Source organism: Bacillus sp. Au-Bac7 (genome assembly GCF_021341655.1).
Taxonomy (GTDB): domain Bacteria; phylum Bacillota; class Bacilli; order Bacillales; family Cytobacillaceae; genus Niallia.
Genome location: NZ_JAJTTG010000002.1, coordinates 408,169 through 427,395, shown reverse-complemented (window position 1 = coordinate 427,395; position 19,227 = coordinate 408,169). Strand labels below are relative to the sequence as shown.

Genomic DNA, 19,227 nt, shown 5'->3' with positions numbered 1-19,227 from the left:
AGCAAAACATCAACAAATACTTTCATCATAATTCTTGCATTAGCTTTTCAGCCTTATGCAATTCTCCTAAAAGTGTGTTTTGATAGTCATTATAGCTATCCATATATGTTCGTACACCACCTAAAATATTTATTCTTTTAATATCCTCATTATTTTCTAATATTTCTAACGCCTTCTTATATCTTGAATATAGAAGCTTCAAAACACCACTATTTATATCTTTAGCATACTCTTCTTCTAATTTATTTATCACTACTTTTATTTGGTCAATTAACTGCTTTTTCTTATCCATTTTTATTCTCCAATCTACTCGGAACCTCTCGTGTCTCTATTTTCCATTCAGGGGTGTCATCCTTGTAGTAGTATATTGGGCTTCCATCGCTTTCTAGTAATGCACCAGTTTATAGTATACTGTGCCTACACAATCCTGTTATGGTTCATATAATTCTGTACTCTACTAGTTTGCATAGTGTTTACAAAGGCCTGATGGATAAACACTCAGTTTTAGAAATTTGTTCTGTAACATATATATTTGCATTTCTTAACCTAAAAGATATAATTCTTTTAGGTTATCTATAAAATCAGAATCCGTTTTTATTTCAAGCTTATTAATAAGTTCATAAAATTGGCTTAATTTGCAAGAAAAATGATATAAAACTATGGCGGCACTATTCAATTCCCTAGATTTATCTATATAAATCTTAGAGTCATTTTTCCCTAAAAATAAAACATTATATCTATCATTTGTGTTTTCTAATATTATTCTATCTGGCTTTACTTCTAAAAAAGAATAACACTTTTCATCTGAATGGGTTTTGAGAATCTTTTGCACATAATTTAAGGAGTCTGCTCCCTCAATTTCATTTTCAACGTTTACATCATATTTCCTAACTTCTAACTTACTTTTCGAAAAGATATATAATGCCAATACAGAGTTATATTCATCTGAAAATACATCTACTTTGTATTCTTTTCCTCTAACAACTTCATATAGCACATAGTGATTACTTACTTTATTGAATGTTAATTTAACAGTAATTTCAGGATAGCTTTCTCCACTTATCGGAGCAACACAAATCACATCTTTTTCACTTTGAATCACTTTATATTCTGTTTCGACTAGTTTGTAGATAGCATCTAAATCCATTTTCCCATACTCCTATGAGTTTATTTGTTTACTAAGTTCTATATAAATATAATAAAAACCTCCAAAAAGGAGGTCTCTACTTCTATTATTACCACTAACAATAGAAAGTCGTATATAATTTATATATCCTTAATAAACGAAAGATATATAAAATGAAAGTATATACGGTTTATTTTATTTATTACTCTTAACCCACTCAATAATCTCCTCTAAATGATCCTCCAAATCAATTGCCACTGTCCCGTCTTCCGGTATTTGTCCAAGCCCGTTTTCAAGTTGATTTATCAGTCCACTTAATTCAGCTAAGCTTTTATCTGAACCTTTCTTTTTCGCTTTTTCCATCAGTTCAATGAATTGGGCATCTTCTTCCAGTTCTCCGACAAGGCTCCATAGTTCATGAAGAACTGTTTCTAATTTCACTGCTGATTGTTGTACCTTTTGTAGTGTTGCGATTGTTTTTTCCATATTTGATCCTTCCTTGTATAAAACTATTAAGTATTTATAGAATATCTCTTTCTGTATGTTATTACAATAAATTATCAGGCGTTTTGAAGGTTTATTGGACCTGTTAGCTGTTTCAAGCTTCTCAAAAAAGTGTATATACATAGTATAAGAACTTAAAACTTTTCATAGGAGGTCCTATTAATGTCTTTATCCATTCTCCAAAAAATCACCCTAATTCTAAGCATCATCGGCGCCATCAACTGGGGCTTAATCGGCTTCTTCCAATTTGATCTTGTTGCAGCAATCTTTGGTGGGGAGGATGCTGGGATGTCCAGATTTATCTTTATTCTAGTTGGTATATCAGGTCTAATCAGCATCAGTATTCTTAATAATAGCAGAACAAGCTTGGAAGCTGGGCGTAATTACACGACAAACCATTAATTACTTATGAGCTGGTCAATTGGCCAGCTCATTTTATTTTGAATCATGCAAAAAGGCATCCACTTGGATGCCTGATAGTTTTTATATGTATTAACGGACTTCTAAAGCCTCTTCATTCGTTACTGGTCCATCCATTTCATTAATGATTTCTAACATTTCTGCTCTTAGCTCTTCCCATTCGTTTAATGGCAGTGCTACAATTTTCTTCCCGTTAGCATTCTCGTTTACTCTTTGTGCCTGATCAATCCAACGCCAAACTTGAAATAAAAATTGTCTATCTTGCATGATTGCATCTCCTTTTTTCAATATATTGACCCCTTACTTTCTACAATAATTCGGTGGAGGATTCTTAAATACCTTTCTCTTCATAGAAGCTTTACAAAAGCTTAAAAAAAGAGGCAAAGCTTCATGCTTTCCCTCTAATTTATATTCACTATTAATGTCTCTTATGCAGCCACAGCACTCCGCTTTTTGCGAGTCTTGGCAAAAGTCCTGTGAATGATTTTTCAAACATGTTGCCGAAACCATCATTTTTGCCGAGTGATCCTAATGTTCCTCTTAGTTTGATTTCTCCAGGTGCTTTTGGTTCTCTGCCTGTAAAGATATCATGGAGGATATTGGCGATTTGTTCTCCTTGATGCTGTGCTAATTGTCCGCTTGGTGAGAAAGTGGAGGATGCACAATCACCTACTACATATACAGAAGGTTTTTCTGGAACTTGATGAAAATTATTAACAATAACCTTTTCGTATCTGTCCTTTTCAAAAGGAAGCTCACGAACTAACCGATTTGGTCTCACACCTGCAGTCCATAGGGTTACATCTGTTGAAGTACAGACACCATTATTGCAAATTGCGCCTTGTTCCAAGTATTCGATATTAGCTTGGTGAATGATATTAACATCGTTTTCTTTAAACCATTTTTCAACATATTGTTGAACTTTTGGTGCAAACGGACTAAGTACTGCCTTACCTCGGTCATAAAGGCTGATGTTTAAATCTGGACGGCTTTCGCGTATTTCTGAAGCCACTTCCACTCCGCTCAACCCTGCACCAATAACGGCAACATGCTGGTAGGATTTTAATTCATTCACTGCCAGTGCCGCTCTTCTTGCTTTAGAGATAGTCTGCACACTTTCTGAATATTGCTCTGCGCCTTCCACATTGTGATAGTTATCTTCACAGCCTAACCCAATGACTAAATAATCATAAGGAACTGGCTCCGTTCTGTCTGCCATCACGATTTCATCTTTATCACTGTCAATTTTAATTACTTCCCCCCACACATAGTCCACTTGGTCATGTTTAGGAAAAGTCATTCTTACTTGTCTGTCAGACACCGTTCCAGCAGCTAAAGCATAGAATTCGGTCTTCAAGCAATGGTAGGGATTCCGGTCAATTACAGTAATTTGAACATCTTTTGGTAATTGTTTATTTAATAGGTCCTGCAGTATCTGGAACCCGCCGTAACCTCCGCCTAATATTACTAGTTTCTTCATGTAAACACCTTACCTTGTCAGCAAATTTAGATACATAAATCAAAACATAAAAGTAAATCAAGCAATCTACTTAATTGTATCTGTTTCTGATATTTTCCGCAAATACACTTTGGGAATAGTGTAAATCTAAAAAACTAACACCTCTATTGTTAATTGCTTATCTAGATTTTGCTTTTCTCTTTCATTTAAATAGGCTTGAAAACGACCTTCATCTCCAATGCCTGGATCTAAATTTAATCTTATTTATATCTTGATCAACTACATGTTTAACACTATGTATCGGTTCTAAGTTTCCTCCACCATACGGACGATTAGCTAGCGGAAGAAGTACATTAATTTCTGTATTTTGATTAAAGTCCTTTATTATTTCTAGAACTTCTCTTACTTTCATATAATACTCCTTCTGATTTATAAGTCCTTCAGTATTTAAGCGCTTTTTCTCATCTCATTCATCCACTTTATAAGAGTATCACGGTCAACAAGTTTGACATCATTTGATGTCGCTAACCCTTTTGCAGGTTTCGTATAATAATTATTCGTTATTACCCAGCACTCATCTGCTTTATAATGGCTTTTTGCAGCTGCAATTTCTTGAACAGCTTTAATCCCTACCTTATTTTTATACCTTTTTGCTTGAACGATAATTTTTTTATTATTGCCATGTAAAACTAAATCAGCACCATAATCCCCTGTGACAGGTGTCTTTTTAACTACATACCCTTTTGACTTTAGTAAAGTATATAGATAATCCTCAAAAAGGCTTCCTTTCATCTTATCTATTTCCAAAATACCTGATCTTTTTATTTTGTTGTACTGTATAAGGTTAATGATAAAAACTAACAATAGCCCTGTTCCAAAAAACACTATTAATCCAAAAGTCAAAGCTGGATCGGCAGTTAAAATACCCCAAAACAAATCAAATCCCATACCAAAAGATTCTGAAAAACTTGGCAAAACAATCCCCTCCCAATACTAATTACCTATATATAATAGCATATATTTACCATTGAATTTCTAAAATATTGTTTCTAGTATTTGTATTCACCCGTTTCAAACTTCTAATAGTTTTTTTTTAGGTTTTAACACTGCATTTCTGTAAATAACTGATAGCTTATCATTAGATTTATAACTTATGGGCTCTTGAAAATTATTAATAAAAACCTTGATAGTTTAGGCTAATCAAGGTTTTCTTTTAATGATATGTTATTTTGCTTTTACTGCTTCTTTCACTTGCTCCACTAATTTTATTTAGCCAATTTAGTGGGGTTAGTTCAATAGTTGGAAAATAAATTACTCCGAGTATTAATCTACATACTCAGCTGTACCTACAAAATTAAGTTCGTATTCATAATTGTTTACTGAATTTATAGATATACCATCTTTAATATAATTGTAGTTGTAAATCAAAATAATGGTATTGTAGTTAGAACATAATTTAACATCCATAAACAGCTTTATCAGCTGATCATCATATGAAAAACCCATTAATAGCTCTTTTATATTATCTTTAGCATCTAGTATCCAATCCTTCTCTATTAAATCTCTATCATAGTAGCCTATTTTAAATTCCCTTTCAAAAGTTGAAGGAATACTATCTCCATCTTCATCATATTTCACTTCTATATACTTTTCTAACTCATCAAATTCGGTAAAGTTTCCCAACCACAAAGAAACATAATTTTTCATATCTTATTTCCTCCTAAAGCCATCTGGTAATCCATAACAACATTCTTCAATCTGTTACTAGTCTATTCGTTTACTCCTTTAACAAAACTATCATTGTCAAGAACTGAATTAATTATTTTTAGAATTCCCATAAATAAAATCTATAAAGAGTCTTTAAAAACATCTACATCGTTTTCGTTTAATACTGCTTTTATTTCATTATTCTCAAAAACAACCATATAGTCATTTGGTAAAGCAAGAACTTGTATAATCTCTGGTTTAATTTTTAGTAGTTGATAAGCATATAAAGCATACAACTCTATAGTATTATCATCCTCTACAGGACCTATATACCAACCTGAATCTCCTACTTCAACATCTCCATTTCTTTGTAAATATATTTTCTCGAGTTCTAATACACCTTTAGAAAGTATGATTTTATCACTAAATTTTATTGATAAACCATCAACATTTAACTTTCTCAAAAAATGACCTTGATCTAATTGTACCCACAGTGTTAAAGTTAAATCTTTTGTTGTATCTTCAAATGGATTTCTAGAGTAATCTGGAGAAGTCAGTATAAAATTCCCGGTTTCTCTCTCATGTAAATAATAGACGGACCAACCAACTTGTAAAGAGAATCCATGAATTAATTTATTACGGTCTACCTGTTCTAATTTAGCAAACAAAATTTCTATTTGAGGTTCTAATTCCTTTTGGGCAGTCATAATAATGGTTTTTCCCATAATAATCTTTTCAAATTTCTTCATTTCTTCAACCTCTCTTCTATAGCTACTTTAGAGCTTCTCTAGCATGTTTCTCTTTTTCTAGCATTTCCATTCTAACATTAACAGGAACCTCACCCATCTTAGAATGTCCTCTCGCCTATTTATCGTACTTCTCTCAAAATCCAAATATAAAATCAATACTCCATGATGGTACTACCTTCATGAGCTCTGAATTTTATTTAAGCATTGTTTATATTTCTTACACATCTTTCCTTTTTGTTACTAAGTTTATGTGTTTGTATGTTGCCACCTTTAGCTTTACTTGCTTTGTCATTCTCGTGTGCAAATATAAACCATGTAGTAAGTGTGGTTGTATTTTTTATATGTCACTGTAACCAATCTCGTAAGTTTGCTACATCATGAGTTTTTGATTCAAAAGTGATATTGTTTTAACCATAAAGTTCTTAAAGTCAAAAAACCTTGAAGGCATATTAAGCCAATCAAGGTTTTAAGTTTCTCTCTGAATTAACTTTTATTGGACCATAATTAACAATTAAAATATGTCTTCAAGAAATCAAAAAACGATGACCAACTTTCCTTTAATTCACCTTTAATAAGTAGTTCATCTCCACCCTCAAAATTAACTATATAAACTTTATCTGTTACAGTATCCAGTACTAATACAGCATTTGCTGACATTTCACTTAAAACCAGATATTGCTTCGGAAAACCATGTTCTTTTCTAGAAATGAGTGTGTATGATTCAATATTGTTTTCTTCATCTGCTATATCTAGTAATTCAAAGGGTACATGCTCTTCCCAAAAAGGTCCTGCATACTGGATATAAAATTCTTGGAAAGTATCCGATGCTTTTACACCTAGCCTTGCTATCTTCACGTTTATATTATACGTTACCCATTATTTTTCGCCACGAGCATGTACGATCTCGTTAGTTTGTAGCCATTACATATCGTAAGTACCCCTACCATGTAAAATGTCATCTCGCCTATTTATCGTACTTGTCACTTTATCCGAGTATTAAAACCAAACTCCATGATGGTACTACCATCATGAGCTCTCGATTCTCAAGTAAATCATTCTCTTATTTTCTCACTTAAATATCAGCTGATTTAATATAAATTAAAATAAAATACCTTGAAAGGCATATAGCCAATCAAGGTAATCGAATTCATTCAAACTATTTATATATTTTAACTGTGCTCTCTATGAAGACCTTTATAATAAAAAATCCAATTAGCTGTTACTATCTCTTTCTTCTATGAATTTTAAGACACGGGTTATCGCCAATAGGTTTGAAACTTTAAATGGCCGCAGTTCAATCGCTTTGAATAAAGCTGTTTTCTACCTCTTATGCTTTTCAACAAATTGATTTATACCATCAAACACTAAATCTTTAATTAGCTCTGTATAGTTATTATATCCACCCTCTTTTTCAATGATGATGTCTAACATACTTTTTAATTTACCATCTATCATAATCGTTATACCTTCGACTTGTTCACCAGTTTTTTCATTCTCAAACTTTTCAGATAGTATACTTATTTTATTTTCACTCATATCTTTCCACCACTATTCTCAAAATTTAATAAATCAATTCCGTTTTCATCATACCAGTATTTATCTTCCCTATCTATCCTCGACAAAAAGTCCTCATAGATCCCCCTCCAATTTCCTGGTACAAAATCCTCGTAGGAGGCTGGTTCTGGATACAATGAGTATAGTTCTTTTTTATCAAGGTTTACATATAATGAAGGTAAAAAACTGTAAAATGTATCCTCTTTTAATTTAGTAAGCATATTTAATTTAAGTAACTCTCTTAATTCTTCGGTTGAAACTGAATACTTATCTATTCTTGGAATAAACTCTATAAATGAACGCTCATCTAGAACTTCTATACCTTTCCTTTCATCATCTTCCTCTATGGAGTTTCCAATATTTTTAAGTCCAATTTCTTTAAATTTCTTATTATATGCGTCTGCTTGCTTTTTCCTATCCAGAAACCATAAATTTTTTGGCGAAACATACCACTTGAAACTATTATCAACTAATAAACCTACTATAATATTTTCCAGCGCTTTAGGTTCTAATAAAATATTACTCAACTCCCCTTATTATTTTTTTATTCGCGAATTTTTCGCATGCTCTTCTATCCACTCACCCCAAGGTGCTGGAACTTCAAATGAATAGCCTGGTTTTGTTGGGTCTACGAGTTTTGGAGCTGTTCCACCTTGGTTTAAAGGATTTGATTTGTATCCAGCTTGAGGTATTGTATTTTCTTTTAAGAAATCGTCAAACCACCTTGGAACGTCTAATTCAACAATATCAGCATTTCCGCCTCTCACTTCATTTTTAAAGTAATTTGAATGCTCCCCATTATCTATACTTATATTTAAATCAGTATCTTTTTTGGGTATTGTTACTGTACCATCTTCATTTACTTGTATACGCTGTTGGCTTGACTTAGTACCCTCTCCACCTTGAACTCGTCTATATGTTACTACATCATCACCCGTACCCTTAGTAACTTCAGTATTAGCCTTATTTCCCTTTACCTTCTCTTTAATCTTCCCCAAATCACCCTTAGAAACCTTAATCGACCTACCAGAAATCTTCCCGCCTCTAAAACCATAAACACTCCCAATTAAACTGCTAAAGATAATCGAATTAGATTCTAGCTTCGATAACTCTTCTCCAGTCCAGAGATTGTATCCGTCTTTTGCTGCTTGGATTTGTTCGAGGTAAATATCTGAGTCAGGCTCGTTGTCTAACTTGATTTCTCCCTTTTTTATAGCCTCATTATATGCTAGGCTTGCTTTGGCTGCATCTTGATCTGTGCGACCGTTTTTGCTGAGGACCCATGTATTGCCTACGAGCTTTTTCTCGTATTGACTGAAGTCATACTTCACTTCTGTTTTGCCAGCGGTTTTCTTAGTGGTGTTTACTCTGCTGGTGCTTTTAACGGAGTGATTGGAAACTTGCTTTACGTTATTGTTTACATCGTGTGATTTAAACATAGCCATACTTGGACCAAGTGGAGAGAGTTGGCTGTTAGGTTGATAAATATTTGTCAGAAAGCCTTTATATGTTAATTGGCTTTTGCTTAATCCAGTTTGCACTAGCTGGTATGTTTTATGGACTGGTATTTCACTGATTCGAACGGCTTCTTTTATCATGCCAGGGGCATTTGGGACAAATGGTATTGCTCCAATCATGCTTTGGGTAATGCTTGCTTGGCGCTGTTCATTAGTGAGCTTGTTGCCAAACATATCTTTTCCTGTTAGATATTCCGATAGTCCATTTGCTGAAATAAGGCCATATATGCCCATTTCTGTTTGTTCTAGTTTAGTAAAGGTGCGGACATTTTTATAAGCGTCAAGCGCATGATCTGCAGTATTAATCGCTTTTGTTGCTGAATAAATGCCTTTGCCACCCTTCAGTGCTCTGCCCGCCCAGCCGACAATTGGAATGAAGCCTGCGGCTGCCATTGCGCCTGCGGCTACTCGCTGTCCTTCTGTCAGCTTTGCACCTGTAACGGGATCAACTCCGTCTTTAGCTCGTATGTAATCATAATAACCGGTTAACTCGCCGGCGAAGGTTTTCGTGCCCTCCCATAGGTCTTCATACCATGGGCGGTTTGCTATTTCCCTTGCTTCTTTCTCTTCCTTTTTATAGGAGAGGTAGCTGTTAGTTTGTGTCTTTGCTTCTACCATGGACTGATATGCATCACTAGATTGATAGGCTTTTGCATCAAAATGGATGGGTGAAATACTGCTGCCTTGTCTTGTTGCTTCCTTAAAGATTGGAAAAGGGCTTGAACATAATACTCTTCTCCTTGTGAAGAGAGATATTCGTCTTTTAACTCTTGATCGACTTCCTCGACTGCATCCACCGTTTTGGTCCGTTTTTTGCTTGCATCCATCATCAGATCGCCAAACCGGGAGCGAGAAAAGGGTGTTAAAGACACTAGATCATCAATGTCCCTAAAAATTTTCTCTAACGCTTTTCGTTGCTCACTAATCATTTCGTCTGCACGACGTTCTCTATGTGCAAGCTCTTCTTCTAAAAAAGCTGTTTCCACACGAGAATGGCCGCCTAAGTCTTTATCTTCTATCCTTGCGCTAACGCCTTCAAAGAAGGCAATCTGTCTGTCAATGAGCCGCTGCCATGCTTCTACCACTTCCAGCTGACCCTGATAAAAACCTTTAATTGATTCAGCACCTTTGCCTTCAAAGTCATCTAAATCAACAATTTCCTGGAAGGCTTTGTGCAGCTGTGTAAACTGTGTGCGCAGTTCTTTATAGTGCTTGGCCCTTCCTTTCATTGTATCACGTAAACTAGATGCATCTAAAACTTTCATTTTTTCGCCTCTCTTTTACACGGATGATAGGTCCTTTATTTAATAAATAGCCAGGATATTCCCATATCCTTTTATTGTAAAAAAGATGGATAGGTGTTTAAATAGGAAATTAGTTGGAAAATACAGTTAAATATTAGTCTCAAATCTAAAACACATGAATACAAAATTGGGATTAATCTATTTAAAATTTCCTTTATGATAGGTGTAATAACAGGAAGGAGCGGGTGATTGTAGATGCGAGTAATACAACTACTAATAATTTTAATGTCTATAATGGGTATTTGCATTGGTATTGATATTTACTTAAACCCATCTAGCGCTTTACTACCAATATCATTAATATTGTATTTTATACTCTGTATTCTTTCTATAATAAATTATTTACAAAAAAAATAGCTGACGCATAGCTTCTTGATACAACAAAAAAAGAGCATGAAGGATTTCAATGCTCTTGAAAAATAATCCTCATTCTCCCCCTGAATGCCCCTCAAAATAAGCTCGAAAAACTCTCTGACTAATCACATTAGCTGCACTATGCGGCTGGGCATAGCCATCAAGATAAGCATTAGGTACAATAACCGCTATCGAAATCTGCGGATTATCGTAAGGTGCATACCCTGCGAATGAGAGATTCCACGTCTTCACACCTTTTTTATAGGATTCAGAAGTTCCTGTTTTCCCTGCGGCATCATAGGCTTCATTGGCAAAATAGCTTCTGGCTGTTCCTTGCGAACCATGAGTTACCTGCCTGAATCCATGTTGAACCCTTTCTAACATTTCATCATTCATATCTATTTTATTCAGTACCACAGGTTCTATTTCATCCACTACTTTTCCAAGCCCGTTGTCTGTATTATCGGCTTCACGGATTTCTTTGACAAGCTGTGGTTTCATGCGGTAACCGCCGTTGGCTATCGTGGTAATATATTGGGCAATTTGCATTGGTGTATAGGTGTCTAATTGGCCAATAGCGATTTGAAAATAGGTGCTGATATTTTTGCCTTTAATTCCTGCGGTTTCATTCGGAAAGCCAATTTCTGTCGGAATGCCTAAGCCGAATTGGTTAAAATAGTAGCGAATTGTCTCTATTTTATCTGGATTGATATTTAATGTGCCATTAGGGATATACTTGCCGTCCATCATTTCAATCGCGGTCTTCCACATATATACGTTGGATGATCGCAAGGGCTTTTAAATCATTGAGTACCCCCATGGATTGGTAGGAAGAAAAGGTCCCTGAGCCTTTAAATCTCATCACTTCATCTAGCTCTGTTTCGCCTATGTCTCTAACTCCTGTCTGATAACCGGTTAAAACTGTTGCTCCTTTAACGACAGACCCTTGTTCAAAGGCATATGTAAAGGTTCCTGGTGTGTAATCTGTAAATTTCTTTGTCTTTCGGTCATACACTTGTCCTGACATTGCCAGAATCCGGCCAGTTTTCGGCTCCATTGCCACAACGAAAGCTGTGTCGAGAAGATTGGTATGCGGCTTTTGAATGGATGCGATTAACTCTTCTTGCATAATTTTTTCCACTTGTGCCTGGAATTCCATATCTATCGTCAGCACGAGATCATTGCCGCTTTTTCCTTTAGACACAATCTCTGAGTCTATGATTTCTCCGTTTCTGTTCGTAATCGTATTTACGATTTTTTTTTGGCCTTGCAGCACACTATCGTAAAGCTCTTCGATATAGCTTTTGCCGACCCGATCATTCCGTTCATACCCTTTAGCTGTATAGTAGTCTAGTTTATCTGCGGGAAGACCTTCATCTGTACTCGTTACCTCACCAAGCATATTAATAAAGGTGTTTCCGAAGTTGTGCGCTCTCTTCCAATCTGTCGTTACATCAATTCCCGGCTGTTTTTCAAGTGTTTCAGCTGCTATTGCATATTCTTCATTTGTTACCTTTTCGTTTTTTAGCACAGTTTTTGAGAATGCTGGCGCTGTCGACAGCTTACGGTATATGGCTGCTAAATTTTTATCAATCGTTTGCAGCTCCTCTTCTTTAATACGCTCTAATTTTATTTTGTATAAATCCTTGTCTTTTACTTTCTCTTCTTCATATAATTTCTTTTCTGGCTCTGTAAGCAGCTCTTCGCCATTGTCATGTTCTAGAAGCCATATATCCTTTAAGTCACGTGATGTTACTTTTTTTATGTCTTTATTATTCATTACAAGAAATCCGGCTATTTTTTTGGACCGTTCAAGCAGCTCCGGTTGGGGATTTAGCGGCGGTGTAAAGGTGATTGCCTTTTCCGGAATATTATATACTACTAGTTTATGATTTGTATCATATATTTTTCCGCGTGGTACGGAGGAGCTAACAGGCGTAACTTCCGTTGCTTTCACTTGAGCGGCATATTCCTCACCACTCACAATTTGGATGATGCCAAGGCGCACGATAAGTACGGAAAACAATATAAACACGGCGAAAAAAAGACCAGTAAGTCTTAGCCGTAATTGATGATTTGCTTTTCTACTTTTTTTAGTTTTTTGCTTCAAAGTAATCTTACCTTTCCGTATTGGAATTCTTCATTAAATACTACAAATGTAGTATTTGATGAAGAATAGACCCAAAAAGACTAGAAAATCTTTTTGGGTTACTTTTTAGTATAGTTTTTTATCCTTTAAGATTTGCTTGGCAATTTTCATCGCTTCGCTTCCGCTAGCTTCTTTTCCATTGTTTTGGATATTGACTGCAAAATAATAGCTATGCTTGCCTTTTTCTATGAAACCAACAAACCAGCCATTAACATCTTGTTCGTTTATCGTGCCTGTTCCTGTTTTTCCATATAATTGGCTGTTATAATCGTCATCAAGTAACAACGTATCTTTAATTGTTTGAACATTTTCTGCTTTAAAGCCAAGCTTATTTTCTGATAGTCCATGTAATAACTGCACTTGTTCAATTGGTGATATTTTCAGGGTAGATTCCATCCAATAGTTTTCCAAATCACCTGAAATATCCTTATTCCCATAATTTAGCTTATCAAAATAAGCATGCAGCTGCTGTCTGCCTAGCTCTTTATCCAGGTTTTGAAAATACCAATTGACTGAATTTCGCATGGCAGAGGATAAGTTATGGTCTTTATCCCATTCTTTATACGGGTTCTGTTGTCCATTCCACTTCTGTTCAGACTCCAGATTAGATATAACGTTAGCTTCTAAAGCGAATAGCCCTGAATAAATCTTGTAGGTACTATCAGGTGAAACTCTCTTTTTGCTTCTTTCTTGGTTGTATATTTGATACTGTTCACTAGCTGCATCGTATAAAACAAAGCTGCCTTTGTAGCCTTCGAAATAACTACTTAAATCTTCATACGTAGTATTTTTTCCGTTAAAATGAAACACATCATTTGAAGTAGCCAATACTGTTGTCAGTGGCGTTATGCAGAGCACTAATACACTTAAAAACAGATAAACTGCTTTACTTTTCCATTTTAACAAGCTGGATTCTTTCGAAAAGCTGGCAATATGCAGGATTCTTTGTTTGATTTGTTTTTTTGTTCCGCCGATACCTGAAGCAAACAATTCAAAAGACTTCCCTTGTTTGTTACCTGCAAAGTGAATGATCGTATGGCCGTATTCTAGATAGCCCGCCTCATCCAATAGATTTAGAACAGAATCATCACAAGCTAATTCGCGGTCCATTCGCAGCCTTTTTTGGGCATACCATACTAGTGGATTAAACCAATATACGATTTGTAAAATCCACATTAGATAATTAACCAGCATATCTTTGTTGCGATGATGTGTCAGCTCATGCAGAAATACATATTTCATTTCCTTGATGGTGAAAGCTTCCTGCATGTTTGTTGGCACAAGAATATACGGCTGTAAGACTCCAAACGTAATTGGCGTTGTAATAAGACCAGTTTCTTTGAGGATTATTTTTCTTTTAATCCCTACGGCCTGTTTGCACTCTTCCAACAGCTCATTGACTCTAGTATTGTTAATCGTAACAGCAGATTTTTTCAACCTGCTAATTTGATAGTTTGAATAAAAAAAGAATCCAAGGCAAACTATCATGCCGATCATCCAGACAGCAAATAAACTGTCATGGACGATTGCTGGAGTTGTATTGTTAACTGAAATAGAAAAATCACGCATTATTTCCGTATCAGCTTCTTGAGAAGCGGTTGCGCCACTTATTGCTTCACCATGAGACATTGTTTTGTCCGAAAACGTCAGCAAGCTCTGAAGTGATTGCAGTCCTTCACTTAACCCGAAAAATTTCCATGGCAAGACGGATGCTAGGAGCGGCACAAACAGAAATAGCCAAATACGATAATGCGCTTTTACTGAGAGATGTTTGGTTAATAATTTTTTTAGCAAGAGAATAGTGCAAATAAGAAGGGATACCGCAATCGTACTAAGCAATAGCTGTTTTATGACGACATCCATTATTTATCGCCTCCATTTTTCTCCCTCATTGCTAAGATTTGCTTTAATTCTGAAATGTCTTCATTGGACAATTTATCATTTTCGATAAAATTTAATACCATCGAATTTAAGGTACCGCCGAAGAACTGATTAAGAAAGTTATCGCTTTTTTGCTCAATATATTCGTGCTTTTCAACGAGTGAAGTATAAATAAAAACTCTTCCGCTTTTTTTGGCCTGCAATGCCTTTTTCTTTACAAGCCGAGCCAGCATCGTATGGATTGTGTTCGGCTTCCAGTCAAAATCTTTAGCGGACAACTTCTCCACTACCTCTGGTGTCGAGATTGGCTCATATTTCCAAACTATATTCATCACTTCATATTCTGCTTCTGATATTTGGGGACTTTTACTCACAACGAAACCTCCTACTTTTACATCTGTAGTATTTATTATAGCATGAAGGCTTCGTTGCTTAAAGCATCGTTCTCATTTAACTTCCCCTTACTGCATCCCAAAATAGGCATACAGCTTTTCGATTAATGATTTATTCAGTTGGGTGGCTGAGCTTCCTTTTGTATAATTCTCTACAAGGGAAAGCATCAGAAAATTATCTTGCTCTGTATCAAAGGCGAGCAAAAAGCTGTTTTCATTGCCATTTTCGCCTTGTTTCGATTTTAATTCTGCTGTTCCCGTTTTTGCAGCTAGCTGATATTGTGGGTTATAAAGCAGATGTGCGGTACCATTTGGATTGCTTACCACTTCTTTTAAGCTTCTTACCATTTCTGCCGCTGTTGAACTTAAAATAGCTTCTTTTGTTTTGGTACTGCCATTATCTGCGAGTAATGTCGGATAAACTATTTTCCCTTCATTCTGAAAAACAGTGTACATGACAGCCTGTTGAATAGGATTAATCAATAATTCACCTTGACCATAAGCCGTATCTGCCAGAAGGATATCTGATTTAAATGTTTTTTCACTAGAAATCTGTGCTGGATTCATGGCTATTGGCAATTCTAACTCTTCGCCGAAAATAAACTTACTTAACCCATTTCTAAACACGTCTTCTCCCATTTCCAGTCCCTCTTGCGCAAAATAAATATTATCAGAATAAATTAACGCCTTGTGCATATCTACATTTTGCACATCGGAAACGCGGGTAACGGAATAGCCTCCCCAGCTTCCATCCTTTTGCCAGCTCAAACCATTAATATGTCGGAGCTTATCTGGATAAGTGACATTAGCATCAAGGCCAATACTGGCGGTTATTGTTTTGAATGTTGAGCCAGGTGCATAGCCAACCGCAAATCGGGAAATAAATGGTTTATCCTCGTCCTTCGCATAGAAATCATAGTCCTGTTGAGAAATGCCTTGAACCATTTTATTAGGATCATAGGACGGAGAACTTACTAAAGCATATAGCCCGCCTGCTTTCGGGTTCATGACAACAGTTGAGCCTGCTTTGCCAGCAAGTTGTTTAAATGCTTCTGATTGTATGTAAGAATCAATTGTCAGCTGAATATCTTCTCCATCTGCTTTTTCTACTTGTTGAATGACTTGCTTCTTTTCGCCATTTGCAGCAACAATTGATATCTCTCCACCGTCCTTGCCACGCAATTGCTTATCAAAGGCCATTTCCAACCCTGCTTTTCCAATCATATCTCCATCAGCTAAACGGGGATTTTTGTCGATATCTTCTTTCGTTACTTTTCCGATATAACCAATTAAATTCGCGGCCGCTTCTTTCAAAGGATAATACCGCAGTTTAATTGTTTGATAGGACACTCCTGTCACTGGTTTCGCTTTACTTGCTTCCATTGTTTTCATCGGAACAAATAAATCATCTTTGACCCAGCTTTGATCTAGCTTTTTATTTATTTCTTCTAGCGATAGATCAAATTGTTCGCTTATATTTTGAAGATTATCCTCTTTTTCCTGTCCTTCGCCTAAATCCTTCGGAACAATTCCCATCGACTTAAAGTTTTCATTGATTGCCAAGCCATTCCCTAGATGATCTTGAATCTCTCCTCGTTCTGCTTTAAAGTATTGATATGCTATTTTATCTTTGCCTTCCATGCCAGGGAAAATTAACGAAGGTTCCCACTTCACTACATAATTATCATCCGACTTAATTATTTCTGTTTTATATTTCAAATTCTCTAAACTTCCTAAAGGAGTTGTGAAGCTTAATTGATAAGACAATTCATAAAGATTGGTTTTCACCTTTTCTAATGAAATCTGTGAAGCATGTATATCCGTTATATTTAAACCATTGAATATACGATTATATTTATCTGTTACTTCTGCCAATGTATAATCTAACGATTTATATGATTGTTCATCGAGTACATTGTTTAACTTCTTATACTCCTTTTTTTCTAAAATTTGAATATAACTTTTTGCTGCTCCTTCGAATGAAGCATAATCATTTTTGTTCAGTAATGTTAGAACTAAATAAATCCCCCCGATACTCAATAAAATGATTAAAAACGATAGTAAATAAGGTTTAAATCTCTTACGATTGTTTTCGACTCTACTATTCAAGCTCAATCACTTCTTTTCTTTTTTTATAATACTACAAATGTAGTATTTAATACAAAACTACATTTGTAGTATTTATGAAATTATAGCATAGATTATTCCAAAGGCAAATCAACTTAGGTAATTTTATAGATGGAAGTAGCATGCAATGGGCATGTACTACTTTCCGAAAAAATTAAAGAGCGTCGAGAATTCTCAACGCTCTAACGTATTATATTAAGCTTTCTTCTCTCCAGGCTTAGATCCTTTAATAAAGAAAGCCAACAAAAATGCAACAATTGTCAAGTAAGTGGCAATCATAAAGGCATCATTGATTCCCATGACTGTTCCTTCCTTCGCTGCTTGAGCCATGCCAAGCTTATCTGTCGGCAGTATGTTATGCAGCTTCATCCAGTCTTTAGCATGGTTTGTGCCTTGATCTGTCATGATTGATACGAAGAAGGCCATGCCGATTGCGCCAGCAACCATTCGGAATGTGTTAACCATAGCAGTTCCATATTTATTCAAGCTTAGACCTAAATCATTAAGTCCTGCAGTAAAGATTGGCATCATGATGAGAGACATACCGAACATTCTAATTGTATAAACCCATAGAATATAGGAATAACTTGTGTCTACTTCTAATCTTGTTAACGCAAATGTTGTCACCATTGTAATTGCCAATCCGATAATAGCAAGCCATTTTGCGCCATATTTATCAAACAGTTTACCTGTGATAGGAGACATGATTCCCATTACAATTCCCCCAGGCAACAGCATGAAGCCAGCTTCTAAAGCGCTGAAACCGTGGATGTTTTGCATGTAAATCGGCATTAAAATCATTCCAGAGAACATGGACATTGTAACAGCAACGTTGATGATTGTTGTTAATGTGAACAGCTTGTACTTGAAAATCCTGAACTCTAAGATTGGATGCTTAACAACAAGCTGACGCCATACGAACAGGATAAGGCTGATGCCGCCAATGATAAACATTGTTACTACTTCTGTTGAAGACCAACCCTTTGATCCAGCTGTTGAAAAAGCGTATAAAATTCCGCCAAATCCAATTGTTGAAAGAATAACTCCTAAGGAATCTAACTTTGGTCTGCTTGTTTGTGTGACATTTTTCACGAAGAAGATCGCAAGAATAAAGTCGATGAGAGCAATTGGAGCAATAATGTAAAAGATAACGCGCCAATTGTAGGATTCAATAATCCAGCCAGCCCATGTAGGACCAATTGCAGGAGCGAAGTTCATTGCCACACCGAAGATACCCATGGCAAATCCGCGTCTATTTAGTGGGAAAATAGTGAAAATCACATTCGTAATTAATGGGAATAAAATACCCGCACCGATTGCTTGTACTACCCGTCCAACAAGCATGATTGGGAACGTGCCAGCCATTGCACAGATTAATGTACCAACAGCAAATACTCCTATTGAAAATAAAAATAATTGCCTTGTCGTAAATCTCTCCATCAAAAAGGCAGTAACCGGAATAACGATACCATTCGTTAACAAAAATATCGTACTTAACCAGTTCGCTTGCACTGCATCAATTTTAAAATGAGACATAATATCAGGAAACGCTACATTTATAACCGTCTGATTTAAAAACGCAACAAAAGCCCCTGCCAGCAGAACAGCAAATATTGGTGTTGTACTAGAAGGTTTCGTTGCAGCTTTAGCAATAGTATTCAATTGTCTTTTCTCCTTTTATTTAGTTTTCCTTTATAAGTCAACAGAGAACGACTAGATAGTCAAATTCTAATATGCTCATAAAGAGAAATACTATACTAGTAGAATTAAAATTAGATTAAAAAAAAGTAAGTTTTTTATTAATCCGCTGAAATTCACTATGTTTCCTATTTTGTTTACCTGTTTTCTTAAGTATTAAAACCTTTCTTCATTTGAGGATATAGTAAAAAGCCTCTATCTTGAGTGATAGAAGCTATAGGATATGTTCCTCAATTAATTTTCACAGTTGGTTCCTTCTGTTTGTCCAAACTTTACAGCACCAACC

Annotated in this window: 21 protein-coding genes; 1 reads left to right on the top strand and 20 read right to left on the bottom strand. The window is 35.6% G+C overall.

The window, feature by feature from the left end:
• Positions 1–25 precede the first annotated feature (25 nt).
• The 3 genes from LXM54_RS10755 to LXM54_RS10745 all read right to left on the bottom strand — a co-directional run bounded on the left by LXM54_RS10755 (position 26) and on the right by LXM54_RS10745 (position 1,612).
• Positions 26–292: a hypothetical protein gene (locus LXM54_RS10755; RefSeq protein ID WP_233315184.1), complete on the bottom strand. Its 267-nt coding sequence runs from the start codon at positions 290–292 to the stop codon at positions 26–28.
• A gap of 249 nt (positions 293–541) precedes the next feature.
• A complete protein-coding gene (locus LXM54_RS10750; RefSeq protein WP_233315183.1) occupies positions 542–1,147 on the bottom strand; it encodes a hypothetical protein in 606 nt (201 codons plus the stop codon).
• A 174-nt stretch (positions 1,148–1,321) separates the two neighbouring features.
• Entirely contained in the window at positions 1,322–1,612 is a 291-nt protein-coding gene (locus LXM54_RS10745; RefSeq protein WP_233315182.1) for a hypothetical protein, read from the bottom strand.
• A gap of 180 nt (positions 1,613–1,792) precedes the next feature.
• Here LXM54_RS10745 and LXM54_RS10740 point away from each other — a divergent pair, with 180 nt between their 5' ends.
• Positions 1,793–2,032, top strand: a complete 240-nt coding sequence (locus LXM54_RS10740; protein ID WP_233315181.1) for a DUF378 domain-containing protein — start codon at positions 1,793–1,795, stop codon at positions 2,030–2,032.
• Positions 2,033–2,122: 90 nt separating this feature from the next.
• Here LXM54_RS10740 and LXM54_RS10735 read toward each other — a convergent pair whose 3' ends face one another.
• The 17 genes from LXM54_RS10735 to LXM54_RS10660 all read right to left on the bottom strand — a co-directional run bounded on the left by LXM54_RS10735 (position 2,123) and on the right by LXM54_RS10660 (position 18,905).
• The gene (locus LXM54_RS10735) at positions 2,123–2,317 is read right to left on the bottom strand and encodes a hypothetical protein (RefSeq protein ID WP_233315180.1); all 195 of its coding nucleotides are present in this window, start codon (positions 2,315–2,317) and stop codon (positions 2,123–2,125) included.
• 151 nt (positions 2,318–2,468) lie between these two features.
• Positions 2,469–3,530 carry an NAD(P)/FAD-dependent oxidoreductase gene (locus LXM54_RS10730; RefSeq protein WP_233315179.1) on the bottom strand — a complete coding sequence of 354 codons (1,062 nt, stop codon included), beginning with the start codon at positions 3,528–3,530 and terminating at the stop codon, positions 2,469–2,471.
• 208 nt (positions 3,531–3,738) lie between these two features.
• The gene (locus LXM54_RS10725) at positions 3,739–3,921 is read right to left on the bottom strand and encodes a hypothetical protein (RefSeq protein WP_233315178.1); all 183 of its coding nucleotides are present in this window, start codon (positions 3,919–3,921) and stop codon (positions 3,739–3,741) included.
• Between the two features lie 35 nt (positions 3,922–3,956).
• Positions 3,957–4,484, bottom strand: coding sequence for a restriction endonuclease (locus LXM54_RS10720; RefSeq protein WP_233315177.1), 528 nt, complete (start codon positions 4,482–4,484; stop codon positions 3,957–3,959).
• Positions 4,485–4,832: 348 nt separating this feature from the next.
• Positions 4,833–5,216, bottom strand: coding sequence for an immunity 22 family protein (locus tag LXM54_RS10715; RefSeq protein ID WP_233315176.1), 384 nt, complete (start codon positions 5,214–5,216; stop codon positions 4,833–4,835).
• 140 nt (positions 5,217–5,356) lie between these two features.
• A complete protein-coding gene (locus tag LXM54_RS10710) occupies positions 5,357–5,965 on the bottom strand; it encodes an immunity protein Imm33 domain-containing protein (RefSeq protein WP_233315175.1) in 609 nt (202 codons plus the stop codon).
• 504 nt (positions 5,966–6,469) lie between these two features.
• On the bottom strand, positions 6,470–6,826 hold the full coding sequence (locus LXM54_RS10705; RefSeq protein ID WP_325169574.1) for an SMI1/KNR4 family protein: 357 nt from the start codon (positions 6,824–6,826) through the stop codon (positions 6,470–6,472).
• Between the two features lie 459 nt (positions 6,827–7,285).
• A complete protein-coding gene (locus tag LXM54_RS10700; RefSeq protein WP_233315173.1) occupies positions 7,286–7,501 on the bottom strand; it encodes a hypothetical protein in 216 nt (71 codons plus the stop codon).
• Positions 7,498–8,046, bottom strand: a complete 549-nt coding sequence (locus tag LXM54_RS10695) for a hypothetical protein (RefSeq protein ID WP_233315172.1) — start codon at positions 8,044–8,046, stop codon at positions 7,498–7,500. The genes LXM54_RS10700 and LXM54_RS10695 overlap by 4 nt, the downstream gene beginning before the upstream one ends.
• 9 nt (positions 8,047–8,055) lie before the next feature.
• Entirely contained in the window at positions 8,056–9,654 is a 1,599-nt protein-coding gene (locus LXM54_RS10690; protein ID WP_233315171.1) for a pre-toxin TG domain-containing protein, read from the bottom strand.
• Positions 9,648–10,301 carry an LXG domain-containing protein gene (locus LXM54_RS10685; RefSeq protein WP_233315170.1) on the bottom strand — a complete coding sequence of 218 codons (654 nt, stop codon included), beginning with the start codon at positions 10,299–10,301 and terminating at the stop codon, positions 9,648–9,650. Before LXM54_RS10685 ends, LXM54_RS10690 begins: the two co-directional genes overlap by 7 nt.
• Positions 10,302–10,766: 465 nt before the next feature.
• Positions 10,767–11,444: a penicillin-binding transpeptidase domain-containing protein gene (locus LXM54_RS27980; RefSeq protein WP_267913349.1), complete on the bottom strand. Its 678-nt coding sequence runs from the start codon at positions 11,442–11,444 to the stop codon at positions 10,767–10,769.
• A 1-nt stretch (position 11,445) separates the two neighbouring features.
• Positions 11,446–12,804 carry a penicillin-binding transpeptidase domain-containing protein gene (locus LXM54_RS27975; RefSeq protein WP_267913348.1) on the bottom strand — a complete coding sequence of 453 codons (1,359 nt, stop codon included), beginning with the start codon at positions 12,802–12,804 and terminating at the stop codon, positions 11,446–11,448.
• A 105-nt stretch (positions 12,805–12,909) separates the two neighbouring features.
• Positions 12,910–14,706: a BlaR1 family beta-lactam sensor/signal transducer gene (locus tag LXM54_RS10675; RefSeq protein WP_233315169.1), complete on the bottom strand. Its 1,797-nt coding sequence runs from the start codon at positions 14,704–14,706 to the stop codon at positions 12,910–12,912.
• Positions 14,706–15,098, bottom strand: coding sequence for a BlaI/MecI/CopY family transcriptional regulator (locus LXM54_RS10670; protein WP_233315168.1), 393 nt, complete (start codon positions 15,096–15,098; stop codon positions 14,706–14,708). Before LXM54_RS10670 ends, LXM54_RS10675 begins: the two co-directional genes overlap by 1 nt.
• An 87-nt stretch (positions 15,099–15,185) precedes the next feature.
• The gene (gene pbp4 / locus LXM54_RS10665) at positions 15,186–17,225 is read right to left on the bottom strand and encodes a penicillin-binding protein PBP4(5) (RefSeq protein ID WP_233315167.1); all 2,040 of its coding nucleotides are present in this window, start codon (positions 17,223–17,225) and stop codon (positions 15,186–15,188) included.
• Positions 17,226–17,438: 213 nt separating this feature from the next.
• Positions 17,439–18,905, bottom strand: coding sequence for a DHA2 family efflux MFS transporter permease subunit (locus LXM54_RS10660; RefSeq protein ID WP_233315166.1), 1,467 nt, complete (start codon positions 18,903–18,905; stop codon positions 17,439–17,441).
• Positions 18,906–19,227: the final 322 nt, after the last annotated feature.

Bases quoted from the DNA above. Each gene is read 5' to 3' on its own strand.
- LXM54_RS10755 (WP_233315184.1), bottom strand. From the start codon at position 292: ATGGATAAGAAAAAGCAGTTAATTGACCAAATAAAAGTAGTGATAAAT.
- LXM54_RS10750 (WP_233315183.1), bottom strand. From the start codon at position 1,147: ATGGATTTAGATGCTATCTACAAACTAGTCGAAACAGAATATAAAGTG.
- LXM54_RS10745 (WP_233315182.1), bottom strand. From the start codon at position 1,612: ATGGAAAAAACAATCGCAACACTACAAAAGGTACAACAATCAGCAGTG.
- LXM54_RS10740 (WP_233315181.1), top strand. From the start codon at position 1,793: ATGTCTTTATCCATTCTCCAAAAAATCACCCTAATTCTAAGCATCATC.
- LXM54_RS10735 (WP_233315180.1), bottom strand. From the start codon at position 2,317: ATGCAAGATAGACAATTTTTATTTCAAGTTTGGCGTTGGATTGATCAG.
- LXM54_RS10730 (WP_233315179.1), bottom strand. From the start codon at position 3,530: ATGAAGAAACTAGTAATATTAGGCGGAGGTTACGGCGGGTTCCAGATA.
- LXM54_RS10725 (WP_233315178.1), bottom strand. From the start codon at position 3,921: ATGAAAGTAAGAGAAGTTCTAGAAATAATAAAGGACTTTAATCAAAAT.
- LXM54_RS10715 (WP_233315176.1), bottom strand. From the start codon at position 5,216: ATGAAAAATTATGTTTCTTTGTGGTTGGGAAACTTTACCGAATTTGAT.
- LXM54_RS10710 (WP_233315175.1), bottom strand. From the start codon at position 5,965: ATGAAGAAATTTGAAAAGATTATTATGGGAAAAACCATTATTATGACT.
- LXM54_RS10700 (WP_233315173.1), bottom strand. From the start codon at position 7,501: ATGAGTGAAAATAAAATAAGTATACTATCTGAAAAGTTTGAGAATGAA.
- LXM54_RS10690 (WP_233315171.1), bottom strand. From the start codon at position 9,654: ATGGTAGAAGCAAAGACACAAACTAACAGCTACCTCTCCTATAAAAAG.
- LXM54_RS10685 (WP_233315170.1), bottom strand. From the start codon at position 10,301: ATGAAAGTTTTAGATGCATCTAGTTTACGTGATACAATGAAAGGAAGG.
- LXM54_RS27980 (WP_267913349.1), bottom strand. From the start codon at position 11,444: ATGATGGACGGCAAGTATATCCCTAATGGCACATTAAATATCAATCCA.
- LXM54_RS10675 (WP_233315169.1), bottom strand. From the start codon at position 14,706: ATGGATGTCGTCATAAAACAGCTATTGCTTAGTACGATTGCGGTATCC.